Origin of the sequence: Microbacterium sp. NPDC077184, from assembly GCF_040687055.1 — a bacterium.
Classification (GTDB): Bacteria; Actinomycetota; Actinomycetes; order Actinomycetales; family Microbacteriaceae; genus Microbacterium.
In genome coordinates this window covers 205,362-223,675 of record NZ_JBFBMM010000003.1, presented here as the reverse complement: position 1 = coordinate 223,675, position 18,314 = coordinate 205,362, and the positions used below count along the sequence as shown (strand labels likewise).

Below are 18,314 nucleotides of genomic sequence, written 5' to 3'. Positions count from 1 at the left end.
CTGCACGGTGACAGCGGTGTGGTTTCACCACAGATCCACCCGGTGCGCGACGGAATCGGCGCGCGTCGTATCGGTGGATATGCCGTGGGGGTGGCCTGTTCGCAGACCGGTCCCGGTCGTGAGGCTCTGCGGCCGGCATCCGCGCCGGTGGCACGGCGGACGGCGCGCAACGCGCACACCCGCTCAATGATACGCATCCAGCGCGGGGCGGGCAAACGCGGGCGGCGAGTACTCAGCCGAGGGTCAGCAAGACGACGGCGGCCGTCCCGGCCGCGACGACGGCCACCACCACGAGTGCGACCGCGAGGATCAGGCGGCGGCGAGCACGACGACGACGCTGCTCCGACGCCGCGGTGTCGACGACGGGTTGGAGCGGATGCCGCTCGGGCGCCGTGCGTTCGACGAACGCCGTGCGGACGGGGCGCGCGCGATAGACCTCCGCGGGGGCGTTCGACGACGGGGCCGAACCGCGGGTCGGCGCCGGCGCGGCGGGAGCGGGATCGAGGACCCGACGCGCCGACCGCGCGGTCTCCTCCGACACCGGGGCGGCTGCGGGTGCACCGCCTCGGCGGGCGGCGATCCGCGTGTCCTCCGCGGGCGGTTCCGTGGGAAGATCCGCGGCGGCCCGGCGGGACGCCACCTCGGTCCGCTCGTCGATGTCCGGAAGCGGGGCCTCGCGCCCGCGGCGGGTGGCGATCTCGGTGGCCTCGATGTCCGCCGCGGCCGACGACCGGCGGCCGGGCGCCGTCCGCTCCTCGGGCAGATCGCTCACGCGTCGCTCCATACGAGCCGGATCTCGGCGTCGCCGAGGAGGAAGCGATCACCCGCCTCGATCTCCTCGCCGGGGGTCGCCTCGACCTCGGTGCCCATGAGGGTGGCGAAGACGACGCCGTTCGTCGAGCCGAGATCGGTGATGTACCAGCGATCCTGGCGGAGGACCAGACGGGCATGGGTCTTGGAGACGGTGCCGTCGTCGATCGCGATCAGCTGGGCGCGCGGGTAGGCGGCATCCGGAGCCGGGCGCCGACCGAGCAGGACGGTGTCGGACGCGATCGTCACGGGCGTCCCACGCGGGGGCACGAGGGACCACTGCGTGCGGCGGCGCCGGGCGATGATCGTCTCGTCGGCGGGCTCGTCGGGGATCTCGGGCCGCACGTGCAGCGCCGAGACCGAGGTGCGCGCCGACCGCGGCGCACCCGCGTCGGGGGCACCGACGATCGCGGAGACCTCGCCCGACAGCTCCGGGAAGGAGTCGGATGCCGGCAGACGAGACCGCCGCGGCGCCCAGGGCTCATCGGAGCCGTCATCCGATCCACCGTCCGATGCGGCGGGCAGGCGCGTCACCGGCGGGGAGGCCGGCGGGGGGACGGGGGCGCCCGGCGCAGGGCCGGCGGGAACGGGGGCGGGGGCGTCGGTGACGGCACCCGTGACCTCCCCGGTGAACTCGTCGTTCGCGGAGATCGCGAACCCCTCCCAGGGCTTGCGGGAGACCGCCTCCGGCTCGGGCTCCGGAGCGGGCGCGGGCTCCGGCTCGAACTCCGGGTCGGGCTCCGGCGCCGGGGCGGGGACGGGCTCGGGTTCCGGAGCGGAAACGTCCACGCGGGCAGGCTCCGGCTCCGGCGCCCGCTCAGGCCGCGCCGTCGGCGCGAACGTCGGCGGCAGCGGTTCGACGGGACCGGTCAGCCATGCGATGAGGGGATCCGCCGCGGCCGGATCGACCGGCTCCTCCACGCGGGTCCGCGACACCGGGATCGCCGCGGTCGGCGCCGCCGCTTCGACGGGGTCGGGCTCCGGTTCGACGACCGGTTCCGGCTCCGGCTCCGGCTCGGGCTCGGGCTCGGGCTCGGGTTCCGGCTGCGGCTCCGGTTCCACGAACGGCTCCGGATCGAACGCGGGCTCGGGCTCGGGCGCGACCTGCGCCTCCGGTTCCGGGGTGGCCACGGGCTGCCACCACGCCGCAGCCGCGGGACGCCCGACCTCGGTCGCCCCGTCCACCGCGTCCTCTCGATCCGCGCGCTGCGGAGCCGGGAACGGCCACGGCTCGACCTCGGGGAGCGGAGCGGACGCATCCGCGTCGACTCCGCGGGAGGCGGCATCCGGAGCGGGGAAGAGCGGGCGCTCCTCGGGGCGCGGGGTACGCCGCGGCCCGACCGGAACGGCGTGCTCGGCGGCGCCGAGCCAGCGGGCCGAGCCGAAACCGACCACCGACGCCCACACCGGGAAGAGGAACGCCCCGAGGACGGTGATGCCCGCGGGGAGGCCGAAGTCGATCCCGATGCGGTAGCAGGCGACGATGATCGCGACCCAGACGAAGATCGGGCCGACCGGGAACAGCAGCCACAGCAACAGCAGCCAGCCCGACATCCCCGCCAGGCGCAGCAGCACGACCTGGTTGAGGATCGGCACCCAGGCCTGCCAGCCGGGTCGTCCGGTCTTGCGGAACACCGCCGCGAGCGCGACGGCAGTCCACACGTAGACGGCGACGCCCACGACGAGGGTGATCATGCCGAGGACGACGGCGGTGGAGTCTGCGGTGGCGTTCATGATGCCTGACGCGCGGGTATCGGGTCCCGGCGTCTCCCCCTCTCGGAATCTCGTGCACCCGCATCGGGTGAGACCTGACGCACGAATGACCTCAACGATACGGTCCGCACGATCCGGCGCCAGACGCCGCCCTCGCGCATGAGGTGTCGGCGTTCCTCGTCGACGGTCTCCCAGTACCGGGTGGTCTCGGCCGGCGTCGGCTCACCACCGGAGAAGGCGGCACGATCGGCCGCGACCGCGAGCTCGTCTCCGTGCGGAGTGCCCCAGCGGGACGCGAGCTCGGAGCGGGTCAGGATGCCGGGGGCCGAGCGACCCGCGTCGACGGCCGCGTCGACGTACTCCTCCCAGCCGCCGGCGATGCGCGCCGCTCCGTCGGGGGCGCGGCGTCGTGCGCGACGACGCGCGGCCTTGGCGCCGAGGACGAGGGCGAAGGGCCCCAGGAGCAGGAGGAGGACGAGGAGGATCAGCCCCGCCACGCGGAGCACCGGCCACAGCCACGACAGGTCGGTGCCGGTCGCCTCCTCGTCGCGATCCTCCGAGGCGGAGTCCTCCTGCACCGGGTCGGGCGGCACGACGTCTTCGACGGCGTCGGGGAGAACGTCGGTGACGACCTCCGGGTCCCGCTGCTCGGTGACGTCGAGGCTCGGCGACTGGGCGTACTGAGGGCTGGCGTCCAACGCCACCCATGCGCCACCGGCATCCTGCACCTCCACCCACGCCGCGAGGTCACCCGCACGACAGACTCCGTCCTCGCACGCGCTGAGCCCGGCGGGGGCGCTGAGGCGCGTGCCGACCACGACCCGCGACGGGAAGCCGAGCTCCTGGGCGATGAGGGCGGCGGCGACGGCGAACTGCTCGTCGTCGCCGACGGCGGCGACGAAGTTGCCCGACGCCTGCGCCCGCGGATCGTCCTCGCGCTCGAGCAGACGGGTGAACATCTGATCCACGCGGGCGAGCGAGTGTCCCGACGTGCTGGGCTGGAAGCGGTAGTCCCCCAGCTCCGCGGCCCAGGCGGGCTGCTCTTCGCCCACCGTGAGGGCGTGGCTGAGGTAGCCGCGCTCGCGGAGGAGCGTCACGAGCTGTTCCAGGGCCGCCCCGTCTTCGCCGACGCGATGCCGCTCGACCCAGGTGCGCAGGCTCTCCGGCGCCTCGACGGCAGCGGATGCCGTGCCGGGCGCGACCGCCGCGCCGGCCTCCGGTGGGGTGGGTTCGACGGCGCGGAGACGGTACCGATCTCCGTCTTCCCAGCCGCCCTCGACGGTCTGCACGGCCGCGTCCGCGTCCGAGCTGTAGTAGAACCGATCGGCGAGCGCCACCGCGCGCGGGCCCTGGAACTCGGCCTCGACCAGTCGGCCGACCGACGGCATCCAGATCCCGGGAAGTTCGCCGACGACGATCGCGGCTTCGACCTCGGCCCCCTCCCCCGCTGCGCGCACCGCGGGCACCCGGACGAAGCGCGACGGGGCGCCGGAGCCGGTGCGGAAGACTTCGCCGTCGTAGGTGTCGAGGACGGCGAGACGCACGCGTTCGGGCGCGGCGCCGCCTGTCTCGACGGTGAAGAGGACGTCGTCGATGCGCTCGTCGGCGAAGAGGGCGCGGTACTCCGCGAGCGGACTCGTCGCGGCGGTGAGGGAGATCTCCGGCCCGACCGCCCACCGGAGGGTCTGCCGTTCGGAACCTGCCGCGGTCATCGGCACGACGGCGCCGGCGATGACGACCGCTCCCGCGAGCATCGCGGCGCCGAGCGCCGTGCGGCGGCGGTCCGACCCACGGGCGCGACGCCCGACCTGCACGTCGCCGGACTCGGCGGCGCGGGCGAGGGCCCGCACCCGCTCGTGGTGCGTGCGCCACGCGAGCCAGGCGAAGCACACGAGAAGACCGGCGAGCCCCAGCGCACTCTCGCGGGGAGCACCGAGGGTGAGGGGGCCGAGCGTGAGCGGCGCGCTCACGACGGTCCGTCCGAAGAACAACCCGAAGCCGAGCATGACGAGGCCGACGGGCACGGCGAGGAGGGCCGGACGCCCCTCCCGCCACGACAGGCGGAGGAGCGCGACGGTGCCCACGAGGAAGACGACCAGTGCGGGGACGAGCAGGTTCCGATAGTCGCCCACGGGGAGGTCGACGGTGAGGAGGTCCTTCCACGCCAGGACGAGACCGGTCCCGAGCTCGCCCAGACCCCGGAGGAGCTCGGCGGGACCGCCGAGGCGTCCCGGGACGGCGAGCGGCACGCCGAGGACGAGGAGGGCACCGGCGGTGACGGCGGCCGTCGCGGCGAAGCGCCACCGCAGCAGCGCGGTCCCGATCGCGATGCCGGCGGCCGCCAGCGCGCAGACGGCCACGAGGATCGCGAAGGCGGACCCGGCGTAGATGGGCCACGCGGCGATCGCGGCGAGCACGACGATCGCCGCCGAGAAGACGGAGCCGGCCACGACGGCAGCCCGCGCCGTGGTCGTCGCGCGGCGGCTCATGAGGTCGCTCCGCGCAGGAGCAGACCCGCGAGATCGTCGAGCGTGCCGACGGTGAGGACCGTCAACCCCGTCAGGGCCCGCATGCGCGGGTGCGCGCGCTCGTCGCAGACCACCGCGACCACCGCGGTGTCGACCGGGAACGCCAGCGCCGCCTTCTGCAGCGCGGCGAGCGGCACCGTCGAGCCGGTCACGAGCACGGCGACGGACAGGCGCTCCTCGCTCTCGGCGGTGAGGCGGCAGACGTCGCCGATGGCCATCGTGCTCTCGAGCATCTCCACGCCGCTGAAGCCGTCGAGCATCGGACGGGGAGCGGATGCCGGCACGCGGCGGATCGCGCGGAGGCGCCCGCGGACGACCCGGGGGATCTCGGATCCGGTCACCACCGCGACGTCGCGCGCATCCCGGATCGCACGGAGTCCGAGCGACGCGGCGCACGACACCGCCAGCTCGTATTCGTCGGCGTCGACGTACTCGCTGCGCGCGGCGGAGAGGATGACCGCCATGCGGGAGCGGCGCGACTCCTCGTACTGGCGCACCATGAGGCGGCCGGTCTTGGCCGTGGAGGCCCAGTGGATGTGACGGCGCGAATCGCCGGGGGCGTACTCGCGGATCGCGTGGAAGGACATGTCCGCGTCGACGAGGCGTCGCGTGGGGCTCCCCTCGAGATCGCGGATGAGACCGGCACTGGTGGAGGGGAGGGCGACGGTGCGGGGGTGGACGTAGATCTCGTGGACGTCCTCGAACGCGTGCTCGCGGCGGAGGAGGGCGAGCGGGTCGGCCCGCACCGTGGTGGCGGGTCCGACGGTGACGACGCCGCGGCGGAGGCCGGGGAGCGACAGCTCCTGGGCGACCTCGTTGCCGGGGCGGAGGAACGGCACCCCGACTTCGACCAGACCCTGCCCGACGGGGACGTCGATGCGCCCGGGGAGGGCGGCACGCGCCGCGACGTTGCGCACCACGACACGGCCTGCCACCCCGGTCCCGGCGACGACCCGCTCGTGCGCGAGGTCGAGGTCGACCGCGTACGAGCGGGCGCCGAACAGGAAGGGGATCGCCACGATCAGCAGCACGAGGGCGGCGACCCCGGCGATCATCCACTCGACGTACCCGAAGCGGATGCCGAGCACGAGGCCCGCGGTCGCGGCGACGAGCATGAGCGCCCCGGCCGGGCGGACGGTGCGACCGAGCCACGCCGCGGCGCGGCGGAGTGCGCGGACGGTCGTCCGCCACGCCGCCGCCGCCCACACCGCCGCCCGCAGGAGCGCGCGATCGCGCCCGCTGACCGCGGAGGTCGCGGTCAGCTCGCCGCGACCGGTGGTGCCGGTGGCGGCCGAGGTGCGGGTGAGGCGGGACTCGGTGAGACTCATACGGCCTCTCGGCGACGGGGCGGTGCGACATCCAGCAGCACCTGCCCGACGACGGCCTCCTGCGTGACGCCGTCGAACTCGGCCTCGGCCTGGAGGATGAGGCGGTGCGAGAGCACCGCGACGGCGAGCGCCTTGACGTCGTCGGGGGTGGCGTAGGTGCGCCCCTGCGCCGCGGCACGGGTGCGGACGGCGCGAGTGAGGGCGAGGGCGCCGCGGATGCTGACCCCCAGGCGCACCTCGTCGGCGGCGCGCGTGGCGTCCACGAGACGGGCGATGTAGTCCAGCACCAGCGCGTCGACGTAGACCTCGGCGGCGAGATCGGCCATGCCCGCGAGCACCTGCGGGGTGACGATCGGGGTGAGCTCGGAGGTGTCGATCGCCGCACCGTCGAGGATCCGGACGGTGGCCGCGTGGTCGGGGTAGCCGAGGGAGGTGCGCATCATGAAGCGGTCCAGCTGCGCCTCGGGGAGTCGATAGGTTCCCGCCTGCTCGACGGGGTTCTGCGTGGCGAGGACGAGGAACGGTTCGCCGACGGGGCGCGTGACGCCGTCGATGGTGACGCGGCCCTCCTCCATGACCTCCAGCAGCGCCGACTGGGTCTTCGGGCTCGCACGGTTGATCTCGTCCGCGAGCACGATGTTGGCGAACACGGGCCCGGCGTGGAACTCGAACACGCCCTGCTTCTGGTCGTAGACGCTGATGCCCGTGATGTCGCCGGGGAGGAGGTCGGGGGTGAACTGGATGCGGGTGTTCGTGCCCTGCACCGACTGCCCCATGGCCCGCGCGAGGGAGGTCTTGCCGGTGCCGGGGACGTCTTCCAGCAGCACGTGACCGTCGCTCAGCATCGCGGTGAGCACGAGCTCGACGACGTGGCGCTTGCCCAGCACCGCCCGCTCGACGTTGTCGGCGAGCTGAGAGAAGGTCTGCGCGAACCAGGTCGCCTGCTCCTGCGTGATCGTCATGTTTCCTCGTCCTGCGTCGTGTGGGTCGTCGGGGCGGTCGGGAGGGCGGATGCCGCTCAGGGGTTCGGTGCGGGTTCGGCCGGAGGTGGGGGCGGGGGCGCCTCGGTCGGGGTGCAGTTCGCCGTCACGGTGCCGGTGGCGTTCTGCAGGCCCCAACCCTGGGCACTCCAGTCGACGGTCACGGTCGTCTCCATGCGCGTCGCGGCATACGGGACGACCCAGCTGTCGGCGGTGCGCTCGAGCCTCGCGCCGGAGGCGTCGAAGAAGCGCAGGTCGGCGTTGCTGAAGGTCACCGCGGCGCGACCGCCGCCGGGGGCGTTGGAGGAGTCCCACGTCCGCCCGAGCTCTCCGCCGCCGACGCAGGAGGAGATCCCCCACGTCGCCTGCACCTGGTAGGGCGCGCTGCCGGAGCGCGGGGTGACCCGCGCCCAGTCGCTCGCCGTGCCCCAGAACTCGTGGACGTAGCGCACCGCGATCTCGGGGTCGGCGCCGAAGCGCTGACTCGGAAAGCCGCCGAACTCGACGCGGTTGCGGTTGGGCACGCGCTCGTCGGAGGTCGGCTCCGCGCGGATCAGCCATTCCGCCCGCTGATCGGCGACATTCGGGGTCGGATCGACGGCGAAGGTGTAGCCGCGCGGGGCGCGGCCGGACTGCTGCGCGCGGACGGAGGCCGTCGCCTCGGTGCGGCCGAACTCCCGGTCGTCGAACACCGACTCAACGCAGGTGACGAAGCGGTACTCCTCGCCGTCGGTGAGGCCGGGGAAGGACGCGGTGGCGCCGTCGGATTCGGTCTCGCAGCGCTCGCCCTCGCGGACGATGCCGTAGCGGAGCGACGACCCGTCGCCGTTGAGGCGCGCGGTCGCCCGCGCGGTCACGGTCGAGGTCCCGTCGCCGTCGGAGACCGAGTCCAGCACCAGCTGGGCATCCAACGGGGCCCCGACGCCGTTGCCGGAGACCGTGATCGACCCGCCCGACGGGCTGCCGCCGAGGCCGGGCGGGAGGTCGAAGCGCGAGAACGGCGTGATGCTGATCGGCGAGGTCGTGTTCGTGCCGATCCGGTAGCTGCCGACCTCGACGCGCGTCTGGCCGCGGCGGACGTTGAGTCGCTGGGTCTCGCCCGCGGGGCTCGTGATCTCGAGGTAACCGGTCTCGTTCGGGTCGACGCCGTCGATGACGAGCGAGACGACGTTCCCCGAGCCGTCGCGGGTCTGCACGGGGGCGACCTGGACCTGACCGGGGGCATTGGGGGCGGCATACGCCCACGCGGTGGTGCGCACCCCCGAGCGCGATTCGCCGACGGCGTTGACCGCCACGGCGTCGTACTGACGCTGCTCGCCGTTCGGCGCCGGGATCGAGGGGCAGACACCGTCGCTCGAGCACTGCGCGACGACCGCGCCGCCGCTGCGGACGACGAACCCGCTGAGCCCCGGGTAGGCCGACCGCGAGGCACCGGGGTCGATGCGGAGGGTGACCGAGCCGTTCTCGAAGCCGACCTGTCCGATGCTCGCGGGCGCCTTGGGGTAGCCCTGCAGGTCCAGCAGCAGACGGCCTTCGCGGTCGCCTGCCGTGGCGCGGCCCTGGGCGTCGCGCACGGTGAAGGCCGCCGAGCAGGTGGCGCCCGGGGCATCCGCACTCCACGAGGCCGTCACCGCCGTGGCGGAGGCGACCGAGAAGCTCACGCCGATGCACTCGCCGGTCGGGCGGACACCGGTGAGCTCGAGCGGGGTGCGCGGCAGCGGGTTGACCTCGCCCGAGGCGCCTACGACCGAGATGCTGCACGACGAGCCGGCGGCCTGCGAGCACTGCTGCGCGACCGATCCGCCGCGCGGCAGGGTCGAGGGCGCCGCCCCGACGCGCAGGATGAGGCGGCCGGGCGCGGTCTCGGCGTGGCTCGGCACGGTGACGACGGCCGCCTCGTCGCGACCGGGCACGGCGTCGTCCTTGCCGGTGACGGTGACGGTGCTCCCCGCGAGCGAGACGTCGAACGAGACCCCGCCGTAGTCGAGGGCGTACCGGATGCCGTCCCAGTCCTCGCGAAGCTGCCACGTGGTGAGGGTCCGCAGGTCGAAGGTCGCCGTCTCCCCCGGGCCGACCGTGAGCGAGCCCGCGCGCAGCTCCGGCTGCGGATCGAGGGCGATGACGATGATCGGCACGGAGAGATAGGAGAAGTCCTCGGTCCCGGCGAGGCGCACCGGCACGCGGCAGGAATCCGACCACGGGGCGCCCGCCCCGGCGTCGTAGCGGATGCGGGTGCCGCCCTCGAGCGAGCAGACCGCCTCTCCGCGGGCGCCGGACGCACGGATGTCGGACCCGATCTCGACCGTGCTGCCGCGGGGACGGGCGACGAGGTCGGCCATGTCGAAGACGACCGACTCCAGCTCGTTCACCTCGGGCGGGACGGCGCCGGCCCGGAGGGCCAGGGTCAGATCGGCGTCGCCCGGGACGCGGAGGAACGCGTAGGTCTCGATCTCGCCGGACGCCCCCTCCCCCGAGACGCGGAACGGGATCAGGCGGGTGCGCTCGGGCAGCTCGCCGCGCAGGCGCGTACCGGCGACGTCGACGTCGTCGATGTCGCCCCACAGGGCCACGTCGAGGTCGCCGACGTCGCCCGACGCCCAGGTCGCCTTCCCGTCGAGGACGTCCACGCCCTCGACGAAGTCCTCGCGCGTCTCGGCCGTGAGGACCGTGTCGGACACGATCGGGTAGTCCGGCACGCTCTCGCGCACCACACGCACCACGATCCGCCCGCGCGCGGTGTTGCCCGAGCTCGACTCGAGGTCGTAGAGGAACGACATCGTGGCGGGCTCGGTCCCCGCCTCGATCTCCAGCGATGTGTCGTCGCGGGAGAGGATGCGCTCGGCCAGCCGCGTGTACTCGGCGGTGACCGCGCCGTCGGCATCCGTCTCGGGGAGATCCGGCCGCACGTCGGTGAGGGTCAGGGTGCCGAGGGTGGGATCGACGTCGTTCGCGAGCGGGGAGACGCGGATGCTGTTGCCCTCGCCCGCCTGGACCTGCACGTAGTCGGTGTAGGTGATCGGGCTGGGATTGGTCTGTCCGTCGAGGACACCCACGCGCACCGTCCCCTCGCCCGTGGCCCCGAAGGCGTCCACGACGCGATAGCGGAAGGTGACCTGGCCGCGATCGCCGGGGACGCTGGTGTAGACGATGCCCGCCCCGTCGGCGGCGATCGTGGCCGCGCCGCGCTCGGGCTGCTCGAGGATCCGGTCGAGGGTCACCCCGTCGCCGTCGGGGTCGACGCCGAAGCCGTCGAAGTCGATGCGGGTCGTCTGACCGCTGAGGACCCGGCCCTCGAGGGTGTCGGCCACCGGCGGGCGGTTCGCCTCCTCGTCGAGGACGCGCACGCGCACCGTGGCGTCGTCGGCGAGGGAGGGGGCGCCGGTCGTGTAGACGGAGTAGGTGATCGTGTAGTCGCCCGGCTCCTGCGGCGCGAGGTAGCGCACGACATCGGACGACGCGAAGGCGAGCGCGTCGGGAGACGACGAGACGACGGATGCCGGGTTCAGCGTCGGACGCCCGCCGGCCGGGGCGACGTCGTTGGCGAGGACGGGGATGTCGATCTGCGCTCCGGCCCGCACGACGACGCGGTCGTCGACCGCGATGGGTGCGAGCTCGGGCGCCGGCGGGAGGAGGTAGACCGTCGCCTCGCCCTCGACGCTCGCCCCCTGGTCCTCGGTGCCGTCGCTGACGACGTAGCGGACCGTGCCGAGCCGGCCCGGCTCGCCGGACGCCGTCGAGCCGGAGACCCGCAGCTGGTTCTGGCCGACCGCGTCGACCGAGAGCACCGCGCCCGGGTCGGCGGCGGTGGTGACGTCGCTGAGGAGGAGCACCCGGCGCGTGGGGTTGGAGACCGCCGCGAAGATGTCGAGGGTCGCGTCCTCCTGCGGGTGGACGAAGGCCACGACCGGGGAGGTCGCCAGCTCCGCCGGCGCGTCGGCGGGCAGGAGCGTGATGCGGGTCGTGCCGGTGGCCTCGGTGGAGCCGTCGGTGACGGTGAAGTCGACGCGGTACGTGCCGGGCTCGCGCGCGGTGACGTCGAAGCCGGTCGTTCCGCCCGTGACCGTCGCCGTCGCCGCGGCGTCGTCGAGGACGCGCACGGACTCCAGCGACAGCGACCCCGTCGTCCCGGAGACGTGCGGGGCGACGTCGACGTTGATCGCGCCGCCGACGACGTCGCGGACCGCGAAGGACTCCACGGCGAGGCGCGGCTGGGGCGAGACGCGGACGACGAGCTGACGCTCGGTGGTGTTGCCGGCGGTGTCCGACACGGTGACGGCGAGGTCGATGAGCTGCTCTCCGCCCGCGCCGTCGTCGGAGTGCTGGTAGACGACGTCACCCGACGGCGTCGCGGCGACGCTGCCGATGCCCGACCGGTTGACGACGGAGAGGAGGAGGAGCGGGTCGGACTCGGGGTCGACCCAGCCGGGGAGGATCGGGACGGTGACGGTGCCGCCGCGCGCGACCTCCGGCGCCGGCCACTCGACGAGGCACCGCTCCACGCCGCACCAGACGGGGGCCGAATCCGTCTCCTCGCCCACCACGGTGAGCGTGACCGTCGTCGGCTCGGAGGCGAGACCATCCGCGGTGGTGCCGTCGGTCACGCGGTAGGTGAAGGTGGCCGATCCGGTCGCGCCCGGTTCGGTGCGGACGGCGAGTCGCTGCGCGTCGTCCGTGACGGTGACGGTGCCGAATCCGGGGTCGAGGCCCGTGACGGAGGTCGGATCGATGCTGAGGACGTCCTCGTTCGGATCGTGGTCGTTCATCAGCACCGGGAGGGTCGACAGACTCCCCGCCCGCACGCCGAACGCGTCGGCTTCGGCGACCGGCGGCTTCGGGTCCAGCTGCACCGGCAGCTGCTCCTCGGCGGGCACGGCATCCGGATCCACCCGATCGTCGAGCGACCAGTTCTGACTCGACGGCACGAGCTGCCCGTCGGGGACGGTCCACGCCCACCCCGAGCGCGTCTCGTTCAGGATGATCGATCCCCCGCCGTCGACGAACACCGGCCGGCGCTCATCGCCGAGCGACTCGCCGCCGTAGTCGAGCGTGCGGGGCTCGGCATCCGATCCCCAGAGGATGCCGGTGCCCGTCCCTTCGGGAAGCCACGCGGCGTACACCTCGCCGTCCCGCTGGATGGGCCGGGCCGGGATGCCGAGGACGGTCGCCCCGGTGCCGAAGGCGATGTCGGCGCCGGACCCGTCCGGCGCGACGCGCACGAGCGCCGTTTCGGTGGCGACATAGATCTCCTCCGCCGTGGACGAGGGCTCGGCGACCGTCATCGCCCCGGTGGCGGGAAGCGGCGGCGCATCCTCGGCGTCGCGGAGCCACATGCGGCCGGACTCGCCGTCCACCACCGCCCACGTGTCGCCGGCGGCGGTGACCGCCGGGGCGGCGATCTCGTCGATCTCCAGGGCGTCGCGCCCGCGCACCTCGCTCCGGCCGATGTCGTAGCGCAGCACCGAGGCATCCGCGCGGGAGTAGGCGAACAGCACGCCGCGGTCGTCGATCGCGACGGCGTCGGCGGTGTAGGCCGCGGCATCCTCGTCGGTGGAGGGGAACGGGTCGAGCGCGCGAGGCTGCTCCCCGCCGAGGATGCCGACGTAGACGGTGCCGGAATCGGTGAGGTACGCCACCCGGTCTCCGGAGGCCGCGACGTCGATCGTGCCGGGAGGCGTGGAATCGGAGGCCCGGAGGGCCTCTTCATCGAGATCGGCGGGAAGGGCCTCGTCGATGCGGGTGATCTTGCTGAAGGAGTCGCTGAAGAGGTAGACCCCGGCGGGAGAGGAGACCACCGCATCGGGATTGCTGATGCTCCGGACGGTGTCGAGCTCGCCGACCGCGGTGTTCACGCGCGCGTAGCGGCGACCGTCACCGGTCTGCAACGCCCACACCGACGTCGACGCCTCGGGGGTCTCCTGCGCGTCGAGGCCCGGCCACACCACGGCGATCCCCAGGACGAGGGCTCCGGCGGCGACACTCGCGGCGAGGGCGGCGATCGTGCGGCGGCGCATCAGAACACCCCCACGGCCCACAGGGCCCCGATGACCGCGCCGACGGCGACGACGAACGACAGACCCGCCGCGATCCACGGCACGGCCGTGCTCGCGCGCGGCCCCCGCGCGACCGGGGAGGAGATGTCGGTGTCCTCGTCACGCGCGAGGGAGGTGACGTCCGCGCCCGGCCGGCGCTTTCGGCGGTCGTCGCGCTCGAGCTGCGAGCGCACCGGGCCGCGGAGGGAGGAGTCGGCGAAGTCCACCGGCGCCCCGGCGGGAGCCCACTCCTCGTCGGGGATCTCCAGGCGGGTGATCGACAGACCGAGCTCGGCCTGCACCCGCTGGAGCGCCTCGGCGAACGCGCGGGCCGAGTCGAACCGCTTGCCGGGGTCGCGCGCCATCGCCGTCGCGAGCGCCACCTGGAGCGAGGCCGGCACATCCGTCCGGGGGATGTCGGTGTATGCCGCCCGGGCGATCCGGCGACGCAGCTGCTCCTTGGTGTTCTGCCCGCGTTCTCGACGCTCGAACGGGCTGTGCCCCGCCAGCAGCGAGTAGACCGTCGCGCCGAGGCTCCACACCTCGCTCGAGATCGTCCCGGCGGTCTGCTCGGCGATCACCTCGGGTGCGCTCCACGGGATCGACATGGCCAGCACCTCCTCGGCCTCCCGCCGCAGGAGCGAGGAGGAGATGCCGAAGTCGGCGAGGACCGGAGCTCCGAAGGTCGTGATGAGGATGTTGCTGGGCTTCACATCGCGGTGCACGAGGCCGGCACGGTGGGCGGACTCCAGCGCACCCGCCATCCGCACTCCGGTGGAGAGGACCTCCTCGACCGGGAGCCGCTCGAGTCGGTAGCGCTGCGCGAGCGAGCCGGGGCAGTACTCCATGACGATGTAGGGACGACCGTCGGCGGAGATCCCCGCCTGGTAGACGGTGACGATCGCGGGGTGCGCCGACAGGTGGGCGAGCACGTCCGCCTCGGCGTTGAACATGCGGCGCAGTTCCGGGTCGCGGACGTCACTCGGCATGACCTTCACCGCGACGTTGCGGCGCGGCATGTCCTGCTCGTAGAGGAAGACGTCGGCGAATCCGCCGGAACCGAGGGGGCGGACGTAGGTCAGTCCCGGCAGGATCGGGGGCGCGGACGGAAGGCGTGTGGACACGTCACCTCCTCGCTCGGACGCCCGCCGGCGCGCGGAACCACTCGCCGGGGAAACCCGGACATGCTAACAAACCGCGCCCGCGGGTACGCCGACCCGATCGCGGGCCCGTCACGTGGGCGGGTCGCGCGGGTCGAAGGGCGCGTCGAGCGAGCGGGTGAGCTCGTCGAGCATCGCGGCGATCTGGGGCTCGACGTACTGCGTGACCGCCGCCTGCACGCGCACGCGGTGGTGCAGGAGGATCGTGCAGACCTCCCGCCCGACCATGTTGGCGTAATCGTCGGCGAGGGAGACCTCCTGCCGCAGCGCCGCCTTCGCCTCATCGGTGAGCGGAGGGAGGGCCGGGATGTGGGCATCCACCTCCTCCGCAAGCCCCGCGATGGTGAAGAGGAACGGGGCGCCCGGCTGCGGCTCGGGGTCCATCGGCAGCCCCTCGAACTCGGGCTCGAGCCCTTCGGAGGGGAGGTAGGTGCGCGCGCGGTTGCGGGCGGCCTGCTGGTCGAGCTCGGCCTGCAGCATCGGCAGGTTCTGTGCGGTGTATTCCGCGACGGAGCGGTCGACGATCGTCTTCACGCGTGTGGAGAGCCCGTGCTGCACCCCGTGCGGAACGTCGGCGCCGAGTCCCACGGCCGAGAGCACCGGCGAGCCGAAGCAGCGCCGACAGGGGGCGACGCGTCCACGGTGCGTGGCAGGTTCCCAGCGCGGCAACCACGCCAACCAGGCGTCCACGGCCTGGCTGACCTGCGTCTCGAGCGAGCGCTCCACCGTTCCACGGTAGCCCTTCGGGCGTGTCATCCGCGGGATTCCGGGCTTCGGCGCGCTCTCACTCCTCGTCTTGCTCCCGCTCCCACGACCATCGGGCACGTCCGCCGTGGGTGCGCACCATCGCAATGCCCGCCACAGCCGCGAGCAGGGCGGATGCCGCGACCGCGAGCCCGAACGCTCCGGTGACGTGGCGGAGGACGACCGCGGTGGCGACCCCGAGCTCGCCGCCGACGATGAGGATGCCGAGCGCCGCCCCGAGGGGGTAGGTGAGGAAGCAGGCCAAGGCCGTCCACAGCGCCGAGACGTAGCGCGGCTGGGGACGGCGGAGCCCCGGGCGAAGCGTGAGGAGGAAGGCGAGCGTCGTCCCCGCCATCGCGAGGATGCCGGGGATCTGGCCGAGCCCGGGCTCGGCGATCACACTCTCATCGAGGAGGAGGCTCGTCATCCCGAGCGCGAACACCGCCAGGGCGAAGAACGTCGCCGTCGACAGAACCAGGGCCAGCCGAGGGCTCATCGGCCCCGGCTGACCCTGGTCTCGGTCGTGTGCGGAGGTCACGCGCGGACCAGCTGCGGTCCTGCCTCGAGCGTCCGCTCGTACTCCCGCTGCGCCTCGACGTTGAGCTCCGTGACACGGCGGCCGCGCGCGGCCACCCATGCGCCGAACCAGATCGTCAGCTCGCGGCCGATGATGAACGCCGCGATCGCGCCCGGTGCGAGCAGCTGCTCCTCGACGAGGGCCGCGCCCTCGCGGGCGGTGAGCATCCAGAACGGCGCCTGGAAGAGCTGACCGAGGATGTGCCCGGCGTAGGCTGCGGCGCCGACCAGGAGTCCGAAGATGACCCACTGTCCCCAGCGACCGCGGTTGATGATCGCGCCGAGGAGCCAGAAGGCGACGAAGAAGACGACGGTGGGGACCCAGAGGGACCACGTGCCGAGCATCGCGAGCGCTTCGGTGCCGATGTTCTCTCCGCTGATCTCGCCCGCGATCGCGCGGAAGCCGATCCACGCGCCGAGGTACAGCACGGCGAAGGCGAGCGCGGCGAGGAGGCCGATCGCCCCGGCGGCAGCGCGGTTGCCCCGGGGGCGGGGCGCCTCGGGGGCCTGGACGAAGATCGGCTGCGGCGCGAACGCGGTCGTGGCGGCGCCCGCACCGATGCCGGCGGCTCCGGCTGCGGCGGCTCCGGTGCCGTAGGCCGGCTCGCTCGCGGTGACCGCGGGGGCGTCCCGGTCGGTCGCGGCCTCGTACGCGGTGGTCGCCGCGGCGGAGTCGTGCGCCGCGGAGGAGTCATGCGCGGTCGAGTCGTGGGCGGGCGCGGTGGCTGCCGGGACGTCCTCGTGCGCGGCGGGCGTCGCGGCCGGGGTGTCGTACGACAGCGACGCCGCCTCCGGCGAATCCCACGGGTCGGGCTCGGCGGCGGGCGCCGTCGCGGCGGGCTCGGCATCCGTCGAAGCGGGCGAGTGCGCGTCGGCGGGTGCGGCGTCGCCGATGGCGGGGTCCTGGTGGACGACGGGCGGAGCGGATGCCGCGGCCTCGGCTTCGGCCAGGCCTTCGTTGGCGCGACCGACGACGTCACCGTCGGCCGTGGTCGGCTCCTCGACCGGCTCGCCGTAGGACGACTTGGGGTCACTCATCGACAGCACTCCTCACGCGGGTTCGGTTCCGCCTCTGCAGGCTAGCCTCTGGTACCGCCCGACCCGGGGAGGCGTGCCGCGTCCGGGGATGTCGGCGCGCCGCGCGCGGCGGACGCATTGTTAAGGTGTGGTGATGGAGACCTCCCCCGCACGCATCGTCGCGTCCGCGGCATCCGTGCTCGTCGTGCTGACGCTCGTGGCGTGCGCACCGGAGCCCGACGACTCCGCGACGCTCGGTCCGACACCGTCGGACACGCCGACGCCCATCGTGACGCTCACCCCCGACGCGACCCCGACGCCGCTCGCGCAGATCCCCGACGACTGCCGGACCATGCTCACCGAGACCGTGCTCTCGCAGCTCGAAGACATCCCCCTGAACGACCCCGAGGCGGGCGTGTCGACCGGGCCGCGACCCGACGGGTCGCTCGTGTGCCTGTGGCGCGACCCGGGCGCCGACACGACCTTCCTGCAGACGACGATCAGCGGCCTCGCGCGCGGACCGGCGCTGGACCTCCTCAACGACCTCGCCGACGAGCAGGGCTTCACCTGCTACACGCCCGAGGGCGGCACCCGCTGCGAGAAGACGTGGGAGAACGAGACGTATCCCGTCACCGACGGCCGGACACTCTTCTGGCGCGACGGCATCCTCATCGACACGACGTTCTCGAACCTGGCGCCGTCCGGATACACCTCGGCGATCATCGCCGGAATCTGGGGCTGAGCGTCCGGTGGCCGGACGGGTCACCATCCCCAGATGTGCTTCTCCAGCCGGGCGTCGAACTCCTCGGGGTACGCCCCGTCGGCGGAGGTGACGATCCACAGGCCGTCCCGGACGATGTGGTGCTCACTCGCCCCCGCCTCGCCGGCCGCGCTCCCGCGGTCGCAGCGGAGCGCGTCGTCTGCGCGGACGCACGTGAAGCCCTGACCGCGCAGCGCGGCGTCGACGAGACCGGCGGCGTCCTCGCCCACGCGGGTGAACGCGGTCGTGATGGCCCCGGCATCCGATCTCCAGGCGCACGTGACGACGGCGTCCGGGCCGACCGCGTCGACGAGGGCGTCGGCGCCGGTCGGCGGGGCATCCGTGCTCTGGTCGAGCAGCGACCCGCCCCGCCAGGTGAGCTCGCTCCAGAGACTGTCGGGATAGGCGGCGCGGCAGTCGACACCGCCCTCGGCGAGCGCACGGCGCACCTCGCCGTCTTCGCGGTCGAGGGCAGCGGCCTGGCGGGCGCTCGCGTCGCGGAGGGTGTCTCCCACCCAGGCGATCGAGACCGGGATCATCGGCGCGGCCAGCCACACCAGGGCCCCCACCACCGCCGCGCAGAGGATGCCGACCGGCACCGCGATCCAGCGGTTGCGTCCCGCGACCCGCGCCATCATCCGCCCTCCCGAACGTCCTCCCCCACGGTAC

At 73.8% G+C, this 18,314-nt stretch carries 12 protein-coding genes; 1 reads left to right on the top strand and 11 read right to left on the bottom strand.

Annotated elements, in window-relative coordinates:
- Positions 1-232: 232 nt before the first annotated feature.
- From AB0O93_RS08055 to AB0O93_RS08010, 10 genes are all read right to left on the bottom strand, one after another.
- Entirely contained in the window at positions 233-772 is a 540-nt protein-coding gene (locus tag AB0O93_RS08055; RefSeq protein ID WP_363342241.1) for a hypothetical protein, read from the bottom strand.
- Positions 769-2,544, bottom strand: a complete 1,776-nt coding sequence (locus AB0O93_RS08050; protein ID WP_363342239.1) for a DUF5684 domain-containing protein — start codon at positions 2,542-2,544, stop codon at positions 769-771. The genes AB0O93_RS08055 and AB0O93_RS08050 overlap by 4 nt, the downstream gene beginning before the upstream one ends.
- Positions 2,541-5,012 (bottom strand): transglutaminase domain-containing protein, encoded by a 2,472-nt coding sequence (locus AB0O93_RS08045; protein ID WP_363342237.1) that lies wholly within the window; start codon positions 5,010-5,012, stop codon positions 2,541-2,543. Before AB0O93_RS08045 ends, AB0O93_RS08050 begins: the two co-directional genes overlap by 4 nt.
- Complete coding sequence (locus tag AB0O93_RS08040; protein WP_363342235.1) at positions 5,009-6,379, bottom strand: DUF58 domain-containing protein; 1,371 nt, start codon at positions 6,377-6,379, stop codon at positions 5,009-5,011. The genes AB0O93_RS08045 and AB0O93_RS08040 overlap by 4 nt, the downstream gene beginning before the upstream one ends.
- Positions 6,376-7,341 carry a MoxR family ATPase gene (locus AB0O93_RS08035; protein ID WP_363342233.1) on the bottom strand — a complete coding sequence of 322 codons (966 nt, stop codon included), beginning with the start codon at positions 7,339-7,341 and terminating at the stop codon, positions 6,376-6,378. Before AB0O93_RS08035 ends, AB0O93_RS08040 begins: the two co-directional genes overlap by 4 nt.
- A 56-nt stretch (positions 7,342-7,397) precedes the next feature.
- Complete coding sequence (locus tag AB0O93_RS08030) at positions 7,398-13,370, bottom strand: Ig-like domain-containing protein (protein ID WP_363342231.1); 5,973 nt, start codon at positions 13,368-13,370, stop codon at positions 7,398-7,400.
- Positions 13,370-14,512, bottom strand: coding sequence for a serine/threonine-protein kinase (locus AB0O93_RS08025; RefSeq protein WP_363342229.1), 1,143 nt, complete (start codon positions 14,510-14,512; stop codon positions 13,370-13,372). Before AB0O93_RS08025 ends, AB0O93_RS08030 begins: the two co-directional genes overlap by 1 nt.
- Before the next feature lie 108 nt (positions 14,513-14,620).
- Positions 14,621-15,274, bottom strand: coding sequence for a spermidine/putrescine ABC transporter substrate-binding protein (locus AB0O93_RS08020; protein WP_363342545.1), 654 nt, complete (start codon positions 15,272-15,274; stop codon positions 14,621-14,623).
- Between the two features lie 58 nt (positions 15,275-15,332).
- Positions 15,333-15,830 (bottom strand): hypothetical protein, encoded by a 498-nt coding sequence (locus AB0O93_RS08015; protein ID WP_363342227.1) that lies wholly within the window; start codon positions 15,828-15,830, stop codon positions 15,333-15,335.
- Complete coding sequence (locus AB0O93_RS08010; RefSeq protein ID WP_363342225.1) at positions 15,827-16,906, bottom strand: ABC transporter; 1,080 nt, start codon at positions 16,904-16,906, stop codon at positions 15,827-15,829. The genes AB0O93_RS08015 and AB0O93_RS08010 overlap by 4 nt, the downstream gene beginning before the upstream one ends.
- Positions 16,907-17,039: 133 nt before the next feature.
- Between AB0O93_RS08010 and AB0O93_RS08005 the strand changes: the two genes are divergently transcribed.
- On the top strand, positions 17,040-17,627 hold the full coding sequence (locus AB0O93_RS08005; RefSeq protein WP_363342223.1) for a hypothetical protein: 588 nt from the start codon (positions 17,040-17,042) through the stop codon (positions 17,625-17,627).
- A 20-nt stretch (positions 17,628-17,647) separates the two neighbouring features.
- On the opposite strand, the gene AB0O93_RS08000 is transcribed toward AB0O93_RS08005, so the two are convergent.
- The gene (locus AB0O93_RS08000; RefSeq protein WP_363342221.1) at positions 17,648-18,283 is read right to left on the bottom strand and encodes a hypothetical protein; all 636 of its coding nucleotides are present in this window, start codon (positions 18,281-18,283) and stop codon (positions 17,648-17,650) included.
- Positions 18,284-18,314: the final 31 nt, after the last annotated feature.